The 13,849-nt window shown below is 40.0% G+C and carries 16 protein-coding genes; 13 read left to right on the top strand and 3 right to left on the bottom strand.

Annotation, left to right across the window (positions count from 1 at the left end):
* Positions 1-88: 88 nt before the first annotated feature.
* The 9 genes from E7C97_RS02510 (at position 89) to E7C97_RS02470 (ending at position 7,550) form a co-directional block, all read left to right on the top strand.
* Positions 89-604 carry a histidine phosphatase family protein gene (locus E7C97_RS02510; protein ID WP_075230759.1) on the top strand — a complete coding sequence of 172 codons (516 nt, stop codon included), beginning with the start codon at positions 89-91 and terminating at the stop codon, positions 602-604.
* A 16-nt stretch (positions 605-620) separates the two neighbouring features.
* Entirely contained in the window at positions 621-1,112 is a 492-nt protein-coding gene (locus E7C97_RS02505; protein ID WP_075230758.1) for a hypothetical protein, read from the top strand.
* A gap of 69 nt (positions 1,113-1,181) precedes the next feature.
* Positions 1,182-2,519, top strand: a complete 1,338-nt coding sequence (gene radA, locus E7C97_RS02500) for a DNA repair protein RadA (RefSeq protein WP_316108032.1) — start codon at positions 1,182-1,184, stop codon at positions 2,517-2,519.
* Between the two features lie 70 nt (positions 2,520-2,589).
* Complete coding sequence (locus E7C97_RS02495; protein ID WP_316108028.1) at positions 2,590-3,285, top strand: TIGR00266 family protein; 696 nt, start codon at positions 2,590-2,592, stop codon at positions 3,283-3,285.
* Positions 3,286-3,444: 159 nt separating this feature from the next.
* On the top strand, positions 3,445-3,939 hold the full coding sequence (locus E7C97_RS02490) for a carbonic anhydrase (protein ID WP_025171246.1): 495 nt from the start codon (positions 3,445-3,447) through the stop codon (positions 3,937-3,939).
* Positions 3,940-4,154: 215 nt separating this feature from the next.
* Positions 4,155-5,123: a ribose-phosphate diphosphokinase gene (locus tag E7C97_RS02485; protein WP_000010179.1), complete on the top strand. Its 969-nt coding sequence runs from the start codon at positions 4,155-4,157 to the stop codon at positions 5,121-5,123.
* A gap of 300 nt (positions 5,124-5,423) precedes the next feature.
* Positions 5,424-6,065: an amylase-binding adhesin AbpA gene (gene abpA, locus E7C97_RS02480; protein WP_049530055.1), complete on the top strand. Its 642-nt coding sequence runs from the start codon at positions 5,424-5,426 to the stop codon at positions 6,063-6,065.
* Positions 6,066-6,138: 73 nt separating this feature from the next.
* Complete coding sequence (gene srtB / locus E7C97_RS02475; RefSeq protein ID WP_316108024.1) at positions 6,139-6,978, top strand: class B sortase, LPKTxAVK-specific; 840 nt, start codon at positions 6,139-6,141, stop codon at positions 6,976-6,978.
* Between the two features lie 134 nt (positions 6,979-7,112).
* The gene (locus E7C97_RS02470) at positions 7,113-7,550 is read left to right on the top strand and encodes a CoA-binding protein (protein WP_049549416.1); all 438 of its coding nucleotides are present in this window, start codon (positions 7,113-7,115) and stop codon (positions 7,548-7,550) included.
* 134 nt (positions 7,551-7,684) lie between these two features.
* Here the strand turns inward: E7C97_RS02470 and E7C97_RS02465 are convergent, their stop codons facing one another.
* The 3 genes from E7C97_RS02465 to E7C97_RS02455 all read right to left on the bottom strand — a co-directional run bounded on the left by E7C97_RS02465 (position 7,685) and on the right by E7C97_RS02455 (position 9,798).
* A complete protein-coding gene (locus E7C97_RS02465) occupies positions 7,685-8,695 on the bottom strand; it encodes a YeiH family protein (RefSeq protein WP_049549415.1) in 1,011 nt (336 codons plus the stop codon).
* Between the two features lie 475 nt (positions 8,696-9,170).
* Positions 9,171-9,524, bottom strand: coding sequence for a type II toxin-antitoxin system RelE/ParE family toxin (locus tag E7C97_RS02460; RefSeq protein ID WP_049526778.1), 354 nt, complete (start codon positions 9,522-9,524; stop codon positions 9,171-9,173).
* On the bottom strand, positions 9,514-9,798 hold the full coding sequence (locus E7C97_RS02455) for a type II toxin-antitoxin system RelB/DinJ family antitoxin (protein ID WP_000213598.1): 285 nt from the start codon (positions 9,796-9,798) through the stop codon (positions 9,514-9,516). Before E7C97_RS02455 ends, E7C97_RS02460 begins: the two co-directional genes overlap by 11 nt.
* A 693-nt stretch (positions 9,799-10,491) precedes the next feature.
* On the opposite strand from E7C97_RS02455, the gene E7C97_RS02450 reads away from it, so the two are divergent.
* Genes E7C97_RS02450 through E7C97_RS02435 form a run of 4 tightly spaced genes read left to right on the top strand, consistent with a single transcriptional unit; the run spans position 10,492 to position 13,659 of the window.
* Positions 10,492-11,661, top strand: coding sequence for a pyridoxal phosphate-dependent aminotransferase (locus E7C97_RS02450; protein ID WP_316108022.1), 1,170 nt, complete (start codon positions 10,492-10,494; stop codon positions 11,659-11,661).
* Positions 11,658-12,428, top strand: coding sequence for a DNA repair protein RecO (recO, locus tag E7C97_RS02445; RefSeq protein ID WP_049509320.1), 771 nt, complete (start codon positions 11,658-11,660; stop codon positions 12,426-12,428). The genes E7C97_RS02450 and recO overlap by 4 nt, the downstream gene beginning before the upstream one ends.
* A complete protein-coding gene (gene plsX / locus E7C97_RS02440; protein ID WP_075227952.1) occupies positions 12,425-13,417 on the top strand; it encodes a phosphate acyltransferase PlsX in 993 nt (330 codons plus the stop codon). The genes recO and plsX overlap by 4 nt, the downstream gene beginning before the upstream one ends.
* 5 nt (positions 13,418-13,422) lie before the next feature.
* Positions 13,423-13,659 (top strand): acyl carrier protein, encoded by a 237-nt coding sequence (locus tag E7C97_RS02435; RefSeq protein ID WP_060955040.1) that lies wholly within the window; start codon positions 13,423-13,425, stop codon positions 13,657-13,659.
* The last annotated feature ends 190 nt before the right edge of the window (positions 13,660-13,849 follow it).

The following is a 13,849-nucleotide window of genomic DNA, read 5'->3' as shown; positions in this document are numbered from 1 at the left end:
AGTTGCCAACCAGAAGAAATTCTCTAAAACACTGAAGCAGTGGCAAGATTGCGGAATCAAGATTGGATAGTTTTATGGGGATCTTAATATGAAAATTATTTTTATCCGTCACGGGGAGCCAAATTACCGTGAGTTAGAGGAGCGTTCCTATACTGGATTCGGGATAGATTTGGCACCCTTATCTGAGAAAGGAAGACAACAAGCTCAGGAACTTTGCAAAAATCCTTTGTTTGGCTCAGCTGATATCCTGGTGTCTTCTGCAGTGACGCGAGCTTTAGAAACGGCTTTTTATGTATCCTGTGCTACTGGCCTTCCTTTGAGGGTAGAGCCATTATTGCATGAATGGCAGGTTTATGAAACAGGTATAGAGAACTTTGAAACAGCTAGATGTCTGTTTTTAGAAAACAAGGGGGAGTTGCTCCCAAATTCTCCTGTTCAATATGAGACAGCTGCGGAGATGAAGTCTCGTTTTCAAGAATGCATGGCTAAGTATCGAGACTACCAGACTGTGGTAGTTGTTGCTCATCGAATGCTCATGCGCCAATTTGTACCAGACGAGAAGATTGATTTTTGCCAAGTGATTGAGTGTGAGATAGAGATATAGAAAGAAGCACAATTAAATGAGCTATAAGGATTTTCAAGCTTTTACCGCAGAAAATTGTCAAGGGTATAAGAAGGTGTATAAGATTAGTATTGGAGGTTTTCTTTACTTGGCTTTTCTTCCAGTAGACTATCAAAAAATCCTTTGCATTTCTTCAGAATATATGTCCATCATCGATAGTGAAAAAAGTCAAGTCACTCCAATAGATGGGGATTACGATGAGATAGAGTTAGTAGCTATGTGTGATGGTTATGATTCACCTATTCCTATTGCTGGACAATATGGTGGAAGCCTTCCTTTGTATAATGGTAAAGACATCCGAGTGACAATGGCTAAAGACCAATCTGAAGAATATCCGATTTTAACCATTTATTGGGCAGAGAATAAAGAAACTAGGACTCAAATTTATAAAGGTTATTTACCCTATATTTTTGGATTTAGTCCTGATGGGGAGTATTATGTCCATGCGGATGATGGTGGACTGATTGTTCTGAAAAAAAATAGTTACTGATTTGGGAAATTAATAAGAGATTTTAAAAATGAAAGGATTAGAATCATCGCAAAGAAAAAAGCGACATTTATATGTCAAAATTGTGGGTATAATTCCCCTAAATATCTAGGACGTTGTCCAAACTGTGGGTCTTGGTCTTCTTTTGTTGAGGAAGTCGAGGTTGCAGAAGTCAAGAATGCGCGTGTGTCCTTGACAGGTGAGAAAACCAAGCCCATGAAACTGGCTGAAGTGACCTCCATCAATGTCAATAGAACCAAGACAGAGATGGAGGAGTTTAACCGAGTTCTTGGTGGAGGTGTGGTACCAGGAAGTCTTGTCCTTATCGGTGGGGATCCAGGGATTGGGAAATCAACCCTGCTCTTACAAGTCTCAACCCAGCTGTCTCAAGTGGGGACAGTTCTCTATGTCAGTGGGGAGGAGTCTGCTCAGCAAATCAAACTCCGTGCAGAGCGTTTAGGTGATATTGATAGCGAGTTTTATCTCTATGCAGAGACCAATATGCAGAGCGTGCGGGCAGAAATAGAGAGAATTCAGCCAGATTTTCTCATCATTGACTCTATCCAGACAATCATGTCTCCTGAGATTTCAGGGGTGCAGGGGTCTGTTTCTCAAGTGCGTGAGGTGACGGCTGAACTTATGCAGCTGGCCAAAACCAATAACATTGCTATCTTTATAGTTGGACATGTGACCAAGGAAGGGACTTTGGCTGGTCCTCGGATGCTGGAACATATGGTGGATACAGTGCTTTACTTTGAAGGGGAACGCCACCATACCTTCCGTATCTTGAGAGCAGTCAAAAACCGTTTTGGATCGACAAATGAGATTGGGATTTTTGAGATGCAATCAGGTGGCTTGGTTGAGGTGCTCAATCCTAGTCAAGTTTTCCTAGAAGAACGTTTAGACGGAGCGACCGGTTCGTCCATCGTGGTGACTATGGAAGGGACGCGTCCTATTCTTGCGGAGGTTCAAGCCTTGGTAACACCGACTATGTTTGGAAATGCCAAGCGGACTACAACAGGCCTTGATTTCAATCGTGCAAGTCTGATTATGGCTGTTTTGGAGAAACGTGCAGGGCTTCTCTTGCAAAATCAGGATGCCTATCTCAAATCTGCTGGTGGTGTCAAATTGGATGAGCCTGCCATTGACCTAGCTGTTGCGGTTGCTATTGCTTCAAGCTATAAGGACAAGCCAACCAATCCTCAGGAATGTTTTGTAGGAGAATTAGGTTTGACTGGAGAAATTCGGCGCGTAAATCGTATCGAGCAACGGATCAATGAAGCAGCGAAACTTGGTTTTACAAAAATCTATGTACCGAAAAATTCCTTGACTGGAATCAAATCACCTAAAGAAATTCAGGTGATTGGAGTGACCACTATTGGAGAAGTCTTGAAAAAAGTATTCTCCTAATAGTTGTACTCAGGTTTAGATTACTAATTATTTTATTGCTAACATTTATTAAAACAAGGAGGAATTTCTGATGAAATTTTCTATGGACAGTCATATGCAATTTCCTTTGGTAGAGTTGTCACTCAATCAAGGAGAAACGGTCTTTATTCAGCGCGGTAGCATGGTCTACCATACACCCAATGTAAGCCTCAATACCCAGCTCAATGCTAGCGGTTCTGGCTTGGGACGTTTTGTCAAAGCTGTAGGACGTTCCATGGTTTCTGGTGAAAGTACCTTCATTACTCAAGCTATTGCAGAGTCTGACAACGGACATCTTGCTTTAGCACCAGATACTCCTGGTCAAGTGATTGCTCTTGAACTTGGCGAAAAGCAGTATCGCTTGAATGATGGGGCTTTTCTGGCTCTTGATGGAACGGCTTTCTATACAATGGAGCGCCAATCTATTGGTAAAGCACTTTTCGGCGGTCAAGGTGGTCTTTTCGTGATGACTACTCAAGGTCAAGGAACTCTTTTGGCCAATGCTTTTGGTTCGATTAAAAAAATTGAACTCCAAAACCAAGAAGTGACGATTGACAATGCCCATGTGGTGGCTTGGAGTCAATCTTTGGACTATCATATCCACTTAGAAAATGGTTTCTGGCAATCTATTGGTACAGGCGAAGGAGTGGTGAATACCTTCCGAGGTACTGGTGAGGTTTATGTACAAAGTCTTAATCTTCAAAGCTTTGCAGGCTCTCTCAACAAGTATATCCAAAAAGAATCATAACAATAAAAACTAGGATAGGGACCTAAGCTAGATGCTAGAAGTCTCTGTTCTAGTTTTTTATATGGAAGTTGAAAACTGACAAGACAAAGAAAAGATGGTAAGATAGAAGATAAATAATTTGGTTTTCAAATTATCTTAAAAATAAGAAAGTGTGTTGTCATGTCGTATTTTGAACAGTTTATGCAAGCCAACCAGGCTTATGTTGCCCTGCATGGTCAGTTAAATCTGCCAATCAAGCCTAAAACAAGAGTAGCCATTGTGACTTGTATGGACTCACGTCTGCACGTTGCACAAGCTTTGGGGTTAGCACTTGGAGATGCTCATATTTTACGGAATGCGGGCGGTCGAGTGACAGACGATATGATTCGCTCACTCGTGATTTCCCAGCAACAAATGGGAACAAGAGAGATTGTGGTTCTTCATCATACAGACTGTGGTGCACAGACTTTTCAAAATGAAGAATTTCAAGAACATTTAAAAGCTGAATTAGGAGTCGATGTCTCGGGTCAAGATTTTCTCCCTTTTCAAGATGTTGAGGAGAGTGTTCGTGAGGATATGCAGTTACTTCGAGAATGCCCATTGATTCCAGATGATGTCGTTATTTCAGGGGCAGTTTATGATGTGGATACAGGTAGTATGAGAGAGGTATACTAACTTTTCCTTTGTGAGTTCCTATCTTCCCATGAGATAGAATGTCTAAGTTGTCACATTTCAGCTTGAATATAAGGAATATAAATGAGCACAAGACAAGGGGATAAATGTCCACTCTTGTCTTATTTTTTATTGAAAAATCAAGAAAAAAGCGCTACAATGGTAGATGGAAAATATTGTGAAAAAACACAAGTGATACATAAATACTGGAGGAAATCATGTCTTTTTCTGATTTAAAGCTGTTTGCCCTTTCTTCAAATAGAGAATTGGCAGAGCGTGTGGCGCAAGAGATTGGAATAGAGTTGGGAAAATCAACCGTACGTCAATTTTCAGATGGAGAAATTCAAGTTAATATCGAAGAATCAATCCGTGGAAAACACGTCTTTATCCTACAATCAACTAGCTCACCTGTAAATGACAATCTGCTAGAAATTTTGATTATGGTAGATGCTTTGAAACGTGCCAGTGCAGAATCTGTCAACGTTGTTATGCCTTACTATGGCTATGCACGTCAGGATAGAAAGGCGAGAGCGCGTGAGCCAATCACTTCAAAACTTGTAGCAAATATGCTTGAAGTGGCTGGAGTAGATCGTTTGTTGACGATTGACTTGCACGCTGCACAGATTCAGGGATTCTTTGATATTCCTGTCGATCACTTGATGGGTGCTCCTTTGATTGCAGACTACTTTGAGCGTCGTGGCATGGTTGGTTCTGACTATGTGGTTGTCAGCCCAGACCATGGTGGGGTGACTCGTGCTCGTAAATTAGCAGAGTTTTTGAAAACTCCAATTGCTATTATTGACAAACGTCGTAGCGTAGACAAGATGAATACCAGTGAAGTGATGAACATCATTGGTAAGGTAGAAGGCAAGACTTGTATCTTGATTGACGATATGATCGATACAGCTGGAACTATTTGTCATGCGGCAGATGCTCTTGCTGAAGCTGGTGCTGTCGAAGTTTACGCAAGTTGTACGCACCCAGTTCTTTCAGGGCCTGCTATGGATAATATCCAAAAATCAGCTATTAAAAAATTAGTTGTTTTGGATACTATCTACCTACCAGAAGAGCGATTGATTGATAAGATTGAGCAAATCTCTATCGCTCATCTTTTGGCAGATGCTATCATCCGTATCCACGAAAAACGTCCTCTATCTCCATTATTTAGTATTGAGAAAAAAATCTAACGAATTCGTTGGATCAGACAAAACTCCTAACAAAGTGATAGGCCTTGTTGGGAGTTTTCTTAATTAGATCAGGAAAATGTGAAAATTTCACTAATTGTTCGTTTTTTAGTCCATTTTTTTCCTTAATTCTTCGAGAATATTGCTTGTTTTTTAAGAATATAATAAATTTTACTCGTTTTTTACCAGAAATTTTAAAAATAGTTTAAGAAAAAGCTTGACAACTTAAATATATGTGATATAATTTGAGGTAATAAGGATTATCCTTATAATTAAAATTAAACTTAAAGAGGAGATAAAACAATGAAAAAAGTTTTATTGGCATCAGTAGCAGCTCTTGCAGTATTCTCAGCAGCAGCTCCAGTTTTTGCACAAGGAGAAAACCCAGCTTCTTCTAACCAATTGATCCAAAAGAAATATGTTTCTGAACGTGATATTGCAGATCAAGCTTATGCATACGTAGAAGCTCACCCAGAAGATATCGCAGCAGCTGTTGAAAAAGAACCTTCAGTGATTGCAGCTCGTGCAGAACTTGCTAAAGCTCAAGCAATCGTTGGTCACACTCATGAAAAAGCTGTAGCAACTGCTAAAGCTAACCTTGATGAAGTTTTGGCTGACGCAACAAATTCACAACGTAACCGTGCAATCCAATACTTGCAAGAAACATACCGTAACGCAGCTAAAGCTCAAGGTAACTACTGGAACGACCCAACTGGTGTTGAAGATAACAAACCTAACCCAACTCGTATCGCTGAAGACCAAGCTAACCAAACAGGTAAAGCTGCATCTGCTGACCAAGCACCAGCTGATCAAGCAGCACAACCAGAACCTGGTAAACCAGGTGCTGTAGACCAAGCTAAAAAAGCAGACGATGCTGCTAAAAAAGCAGGCGCAAATGCTAAAGCAGGTCAAAAAGCTCTTCCAAAAACACACGCTGCTAAATAATTTTATTTAAAAAGTAGCCAATCACTGAAACTTGGTTTCAGTGATTTTTTTGGTAAAAAATGAGGAGGAAAAGATGAGTAGACGTTCTACGACAAAGAAATCACCAATTACTAAAATAATTGCTTCAATCGTTGCAGTAGCTATCGTTGCTTTGGGAGGCTTCTTTATCTATAAAAGCTTCCTAGCTCCAAGTGGAGATAAGCTAAATGATGCAAAGGTTACTCAGGAAGCTCCAAAGCAAACTTATACTGCTAGCGCAGAAGAAAAGGAATATCTCGCAAATAAATTTAAAGGCTTGCTCGCAACAAACTCTGAGACGGTTGGTTACGTATATATTCCTGGTACCCAGTTAGATGAACCAGTTGTTCAAACAACGGATAATGCGACTTATTTAGATAAGCGCTTTGATGGCGTTAATGAGCCTTTAATGGGGGCAGTCTTTATGGATGCCGATAACAAGAAGGACTTTAGCGATCGATTGACTTGGTTATTTGGTCACGCTCGTGGTAGTAAAGTGCCTGACCACCGCATGTTTAAAGATGTGAATTACTTCAGTCGCCAGGAATATTTTGATGCACATCCTTATGTTGTCATTGAAACTCCAGAGAGAAAGTATTATTATGAAGCTGTTGCTATGATTATTGTTCCAGAAGAAACAGCTTTTTACCGTACTTCTTTTGATGATGATGCGGATTTTGAGAAACAGCTAAATATTATTTATGACACTGCAGAGGTTAAGAAACCAAATGTTAAGGTATCAGCTAAGGATAAATATCTTGTTCTTTCTACTTGTCGTGAAGAAGATGATACGATTCGTGCCAATCTCTACCTTCGACAAATTCCTGACTCAGAGATGAGTGACTTTGTCAAACAACATGGAGAAAGCCTTCAGTATAAACCAACAAGAGAATAATCTTTAAATAAAATTTTTATGAATCCTCCTCAAATTAAATGAAATAGTTTAATTTTGGGAGGATTTTTGATTTTATAGTAAATTTCTGCAAACCCTTTCGAAATATGCTATACTGATGAAAAAGGAGGATTTTTATGACTCAAGAATTTATCAATCCAAGTGATGGCGTGATCCGTCAGTATCTAGAAACCAGTAAAACTCTAGCAGTAGTGGGCTTGTCTGACCGTGAGGAAACAACTAGCAATCGAGTGACAAAGGAAATGCAGGCTCGTGGCTATAAAATCATACCAGTAAACCCTAAGGCTGCAGGTGGGGAAATCTTGGGAGAAAAGGCTTATGCCAGTCTAGCTGAGATTCCTTTTTCTGTAGATATCGTCAATGTCTATCGTCGTAGTGAGTTTCTACCAGATGTGGCACGAGATTTTCTCAAGGCTGATGCTAAGATTTTCTGGGCGCAACTAGGACTTGAAAGTCTAGAAGCAGAAGAAATCTTGCGTGCTGGAGGTTGCGATGATATCGTGATGAACCGTTGTATTAAGAGAGAACATACACGCTTAATTCTTGAACAATAAAAAGGTAGCTTGCGAGCTACCTTTTGTGTTATACTCAATGAAAATCAAAGAGCAAACTAGGAAACTAGCCGCAGGCTGTACTTGAGTACGGCAAGGCGACGTTGACGTGGTTTGAATTTGATTTTCGAAGAGTATTAGAAAATACCGATGAGCGTTTGCATACCGAGACTAGTCAGGATGATGGCAATCCAGCAGAGAGCTCCGAGAAGAATGGATTTACCGCTGGACTTAATCATAGCGATGAGGTTGGTTTTGAGACCAATAGCACTCATAGCCATGATGATGAGGAATTTGGAGAGTTGTTTGAGAGGTGAAAAGAAGCTATTGCTGACACCTAAGGAAGTAAGGACTGTGGTTAGCAGAGAAGCTAGGATGAAGTAGAGAATGAAAACAGGGAAGATTTTTTTAAGTTTTACCCCTTGGTTGTTTCCTTGTTGACGACTTTGCCAGTAGGAGAGAAAGAGAGTGATGGGGATGATAGCCAGAGTACGTGTGAGTTTGACAATGGTTGCGGATTCGAGGGTATTAGTCTGGTAGAGACTGTCCCAGGCGCTGGCGGTAGCCGTTACAGAGGAAGTATCATTGACCGCAGTTCCTGCAAAGAGGGCAAAGCCTTCGTTGGAAAGATGGAGCCAGGTTCCTAGAGTTGGGAAGATAAGAGCTGCCAAGACATTGAAGAAAAAGATAACAGAAATGGCTTGTGCGACTTCTTTTTCCTTGGCATGGATGACAGGAGCAGTCGCTGCAATGGCAGAACCGCCACAGATAGAGGAACCGACACCGATCAAGGTAGCTAGCTTTGTATCTAGGTCAAAAAAGCGCTGGAAGAGATAGGCTATAATCAAAGCAATTGAAATAGTTGAGAGGATGACTGGGAGGGAAGATTTTCCAACTGCGAAAACTTGAGAGATATTGAGTCCAAACCCAAGCAAGATAACTGCATACTGAAGCAATTTCTTGGAGCTGTAAGTCAAACCAGCATCTAGTTGTTTATAGGAAGTGAGAAATGGGTGGAGAATCATGCCAATAAAGATGGCAAAGACAGGTGCCCCGACAACAGGCAAGAAGCCTCCTAAAATCCAAGAAATGATAGATATGATAAGACAGACCAAAAGTCCAGCCCAATTTTTTGATAGAAATGACATAAAAACCTCCGAAAATAAATACTCCTTATTATAATCTTATCTGTCAGAAAAGTAAAGAGAAAGTAAAGTTTAATAATTATTTGACAAGTTTCTCAAATTTATGTGATTAGAACTGTAACGAAGTCTTGGAAAAAACAGAAATACCAGAGCTCCACCTCTGGTATTTCTGTTTGTCTAGTCATATTAAAACTAAACTCAGGTTATATTTTTTTGTCGCACTTATCTAACCACTTTCTGACTATCCACTCAGAAATGACATTACCGATCTAGTAATCAATAATGGTGCTAGAATAGTTGTAACGAAGATTAGCAAAACCGTATTTTACAAAGGTATACTCTGTAATATTTAAATCCTTATTAAATCAACGTTTCTAAAGAAAAAGTAGCTGTAAAATATTATATATACAGCGTACTGTTAAACCAAGACGGTACCAAAAATTAAGGTTTCGGAGCTTATAAAATAAAGAAAGATGTCTCAATCAGTTGAGCTTCTTTTATTACCATTTTGTAGCAAAGTGACATAGTCGCTTTTTATGTGGAATAGGTGAGATAAAAAAACAGTGTTTTGTTTTTGGTCGATGAAGTAGAGTAAGACATACTGACCGATAATTTTTCCTCGTGTAGGGTACTTACTATTAATCTTTATACCAATTTTTTCATCGGCGTCAAAACCAGCCTCAGGAAAGACTTCTAAACTTTTTAAGCCATCTAAAATTTTACCCACAGTATTTTTAGCAGACTGAGATGATAAAAGAACAGTAGTGATGTAATCATGAATACTGTCAATAGCTTGGCTCACTTCATCAGAAATAATTACTTTATAAGCCATAGCGTGCCCTCATACTGTCTAGGGAAGTCCCTTTTCCTGCTTCATACTCTCTTAAGGCTCGTTCGGATTGAGCTTGTAATTCCTCAATCAACTGTTCACGGTGTAAATCTTCTGCAGTCTTGATTGGCAAGTCCTGTTCGAGGACAATCTGCTCTATAAAAAGAGTGATAGCATCCGTCATGGTCATTCCTTTTTCCTTGATAATGGCTCTAGCTTGTTCCATTGCTAACTCATTGATTTTAAAATTGTATTGCTTAACAAGTGATGTAGTCATGGTATATCTCCGTTCTATATCGTGTATATCCAGTATAAATTTTTTGAACTTTTTTTGCAAGAAAAAAACTCTTGAATATACTCCAAGAGTGAAACGAATAGGACCAGTGGTGGAGCGGGTTCTTTACAGCCTAAAGCTGAAGGTAGTGCCGAACCTGAACCTGAATCATCAGCAACCTTTGAGCAAACTGTTACCAGTCACTCGACATCATCTTATCCTTAGTTATAAGTTTAGGATAGATAAGAGATAGTGTCAACAATAATTCTTATTACAACCATCTGTCCTGTACCTTTGTTTGATTTTCTTGTTTTTGAATAAATTGTCTGACTGTATCTTTCAAATGTTTCTGCAATTCAAGAATCTGACTAAATTCATTTAAACTAGCCTGATTATCTTCGTTTACTTTTTTTTGTGATCTGATTTATATTGACCCCTATCCGATTTATTTCCTTACGCAACTTCTCAATACTTGTCGAAAATCTCCTAATACGTTGTCATATTCGGCTTACCTAACTTTAGTTATGCTTTCACCTCGATTCCTAGTTTCATGAGATTTTCATTGAGTATTCTAAAAACATAGTGTTGTAATGAATTTAAATGAACATACATCAGTTGCTTATGCTAGTGTGATTTTGCGGTCAGAGAGCTTTTGTAGTATAATAGACATATGTCCTTTAAGCAAGGAGGGTATCTATGGACTTAACCAAGCGATTTAATAAACAATTAGATAAGATTCAAGTTTCCTTGATTCGTCAGTTTGACCAGGCTATTTCAGAGATTCCTGGGGTTCTACGTCTGACATTGGGAGAGCCTGACTTCACAACTCCAGACCATGTCAAGGAGGCGGCCAAGCGCGCCATTGACCAAAATCAATCCTACTATACAGGGATGAGTGGTTTGTTGACCTTGCGCCAGGCAGCTAGTGATTTTGTAAGAGAAAAATACAAGCTAGACTATAATCCTGAAAATGAAATATTGGTCACAATTGGTGCGACAGAGGCTCTATCAGCTACTTTGACAGCTATTTTAGAAGAGGGTGACAAGGTTCTCTTGCCAGCTCCTGCCTATCCTGGTTATGAACCAATTGTTAATCTAGTTGGTGCAGAGATTGTCGAGATTGATACGACTGAGAACGGTTTTGTCTTAACTCCTGAAATGCTAGAGAAAGCTATTATCGAGCAAGGTGATAAGCTAAAGGCAGTTATTCTCAACTATCCAGCTAATCCTACAGGAATTACCTATAGTCGCGAACAGTTGGAAGCCTTGGCAGACGTTTTACGTAAGTATGAGGTTTTCGTTGTCTGTGATGAGGTCTATTCAGAATTAACCTATACAGGGGAAAATCATGTATCTTTGGGAACGATGCTGAGAGATCAGGCTATTATCATCAACGGTCTATCCAAATCCCATGCTATGACAGGTTGGCGTTTAGGTTTTATCTTTGCTCCAGCAAATTTCACAGCCCAGTTAATCAAGAGTCATCAGTACTTGGTCACTGCCGCAAATACCATGGCTCAACATGCTGCGGTGGAAGCCTTGACGGCTGGTAAGAACGATGCAGAGCCGATGAAGAAGGAGTATATCCAACGTCGGGACTACATTATCGAGAAGATGACTGACCTTGGTTTTGAGATCATCAAACCAGATGGTGCTTTTTATATCTTTGCTAAGATTCCAGAAGGCTACAATCAAGATTCCTTTGCTTTTCTGAAGGATTTTGCTCAGAAGAAGGCTGTTGCCTTTATCCCTGGTGCAGCTTTTGGTCAATATGGAGAAGGTTATGTGCGCTTGTCTTATGCGGCTAGTATGGAAACCATCAGAGAGGCTATGAAACGTCTTGAGGAGTACATGAGAGAAGCATGATTCAGTCTATTACGAGTCAGGGGTTGGTGCTCTACAATCGTAATTTTCGTGAGGATGACAAGCTAGTCAAGATTTTTACAGAGCAGGTCGGTAAGCGCATGTTTTTTGTCAAACATGCCGGTCAATCCAAACTGGCTCCAGTTATTCAACCTTTGGTGCTGGCTCGTTTTCTTTTACGAATCAATGATGATGGGCTTAGTTATATTGAAGACTACCATGAGGTGATGACCTTTCCAAAAATCAATAGTGATCTCTTTGTCATGGCCTATGCGACCTATGTGGCAGCTCTGGCAGATGCTAGTTTGCAGGACAATCAACAGGATGCTCCCTTGTTTGCTTTTTTACAAAAGACTTTAGAGTTGATGGAAGAGGGTCTGGATTATCAAGTTTTGACTAATATTTTTGAAATTCAGATTTTGACACGTTTTGGGATCAGTCTTAACTTTAATGAGTGTGTTTTTTGCCATCGGGTAGGTCAGGCCTTTGATTTTTCTTTCAAATATGGCGCTTGCTTATGTCCTGAGCATTATCATGAGGATGAGAAACGTTGTCATCTGAATCCAAACATTCCCTATCTGCTCAATCAATTTCAAGCTATTAACTTTGAGACTTTAGAGACTATTTCTCTCAAGTCTGAAATCAAGCAAGAATTGCGTCAGTTCATGGATCAAATTTATGAAGAATACGTAGGAATTCACCTAAAATCAAAGAAATTTATTGATTCCCTAGCTGATTGGGGACAATTACTAAAAGAGGAAGACAAATGAAAAAAATCGCAGTAGATGCAATGGGTGGGGATTACGCACCACAGGCAATTGTTGAAGGTGTTAATCAAGCCCTTGCTGACTTTTCAGATATTGAGATTCAACTTTACGGAGATGAGAGCAAGATTAAGCAATATCTAACAGCGACAGATCGCGTCAGTATTATCCATACAGATGAGAAAATTGATTCGGATGATGAACCAACAAAAGCCATTCGTAAGAAGAAAAAAGCCAGTATGGTATTGGCTGCTAAGGCTGTCAAGGACGGTGAGGCTGATGCTGTGCTCTCTGCAGGAAATACAGGTGCTTTGCTAGCGGCAGGATTTTTCATCGTTGGTCGCATCAAGAATATTGACCGACCTGGACTTATGTCAACCTTACCAACAGTTGATGGGAAAGGTTTTGATATGCTAGACCTTGGTGCCAATGCAGAAAACACAGCCCATCACCTTCATCAATATGCCATCCTAGGTTCTTTCTACGCTAAAAATGTTCGTGGAATTGCAAAACCACGAGTTGGTTTGCTTAATAACGGGACAGAGAGCAGCAAGGGAGATCCACTCCGCAAGGAAACTTATGACTTGCTAGCAGCTGATGAGAGTTTGAACTTTGTCGGTAATGTGGAAGCGCGTGATTTGATGGAGGGTGTTGCAGATGTTGTCGTGGCAGACGGTTTCACGGGAAACGCTGTGCTAAAATCCATCGAAGGTACAGCCATGGGAATCATGGGCTTGCTAAAAAATGCTATTACAGGTGGTGGACTTCGAGCAAAACTTGGTGCTCTTCTTCTCAAGGATAGCCTTAAAGGCTTGAAAAAGCAGCTCAACTATTCAGATGTTGGGGGTGCAGTCTTGTTTGGTGTCAAGGCGCCTGTTGTCAAGACTCATGGCTCAAGTGATGCCAAGGCTGTGTACAGTACGATTCGTCAGATTCGTACCATGCTAGAAACAGACGTAGTTGCTCAAACTGCGCGTGAATTTTCAGGAGAATAATATATATGACAGAAAAAGAAATTTTTGACCGTGTCGTGGCCATTATCCAAGAACGTCAAGGGGATGACTTTGTAGTCACAGAGGCCTTGAGTTTGAAGGATGATCTGGATGCTGATTCGGTAGATTTGATGGAATTCGTACTAACCATTGAGGATGAATTTGGAATTGAAATCAGCGATGAAGAAATCGACCATCTTCAAAGTGTGGCAGATGTATTGAAAGCCATTAAAGATAAAATCTAACATATAGCAACATGCAAGTCATGTTGTTTTTTTGTTTCTCGAAAAAAGATAAGATTTTGAAATTTTACAGTTGATACTCAATGAAAATCAAAGAGCAAACTAAGAAGCTAGCCGCAGGCTGTACTTGAGTACGGCAAGGTGAAGCTGACGTTGTTTGAATTTGATTTTCGAAGAGTATGAGTTTACGAAT

The organism is Streptococcus sp. (genome assembly GCF_032481935.1).
Classification (GTDB): Bacteria; Bacillota; Bacilli; order Lactobacillales; family Streptococcaceae; genus Streptococcus.
The sequence above is the reverse complement of the archived record's forward strand: the minus strand, read 5'-3'. Positions and strand labels throughout refer to the sequence as shown.

Coding starts and splice junctions, on each gene's coding strand:
- abpA (WP_049530055.1), top strand. CDS start 5,424: ATGAAAAAAGTTTTATTGGCATCAGTAGCAGCTCTTGCAGTATTCTCA.
- E7C97_RS02490 (WP_025171246.1), top strand. CDS start 3,445: ATGTCGTATTTTGAACAGTTTATGCAAGCCAACCAGGCTTATGTTGCC.
- E7C97_RS02435 (WP_060955040.1), top strand. CDS start 13,423: ATGACAGAAAAAGAAATTTTTGACCGTGTCGTGGCCATTATCCAAGAA.
- E7C97_RS02460 (WP_049526778.1), bottom strand. CDS start 9,524: ATGGCTTATAAAGTAATTATTTCTGATGAAGTGAGCCAAGCTATTGAC.
- E7C97_RS02485 (WP_000010179.1), top strand. CDS start 4,155: ATGTCTTTTTCTGATTTAAAGCTGTTTGCCCTTTCTTCAAATAGAGAA.
- srtB (WP_316108024.1), top strand. CDS start 6,139: ATGAGTAGACGTTCTACGACAAAGAAATCACCAATTACTAAAATAATT.
- plsX (WP_075227952.1), top strand. CDS start 12,425: ATGAAAAAAATCGCAGTAGATGCAATGGGTGGGGATTACGCACCACAG.
- E7C97_RS02450 (WP_316108022.1), top strand. CDS start 10,492: ATGGACTTAACCAAGCGATTTAATAAACAATTAGATAAGATTCAAGTT.
- E7C97_RS02470 (WP_049549416.1), top strand. CDS start 7,113: ATGACTCAAGAATTTATCAATCCAAGTGATGGCGTGATCCGTCAGTAT.
- E7C97_RS02510 (WP_075230759.1), top strand. CDS start 89: ATGAAAATTATTTTTATCCGTCACGGGGAGCCAAATTACCGTGAGTTA.
- E7C97_RS02455 (WP_000213598.1), bottom strand. CDS start 9,798: ATGACTACATCACTTGTTAAGCAATACAATTTTAAAATCAATGAGTTA.
- E7C97_RS02495 (WP_316108028.1), top strand. CDS start 2,590: ATGAAATTTTCTATGGACAGTCATATGCAATTTCCTTTGGTAGAGTTG.
- E7C97_RS02465 (WP_049549415.1), bottom strand. CDS start 8,695: ATGTCATTTCTATCAAAAAATTGGGCTGGACTTTTGGTCTGTCTTATC.
- E7C97_RS02505 (WP_075230758.1), top strand. CDS start 621: ATGAGCTATAAGGATTTTCAAGCTTTTACCGCAGAAAATTGTCAAGGG.
- recO (WP_049509320.1), top strand. CDS start 11,658: ATGATTCAGTCTATTACGAGTCAGGGGTTGGTGCTCTACAATCGTAAT.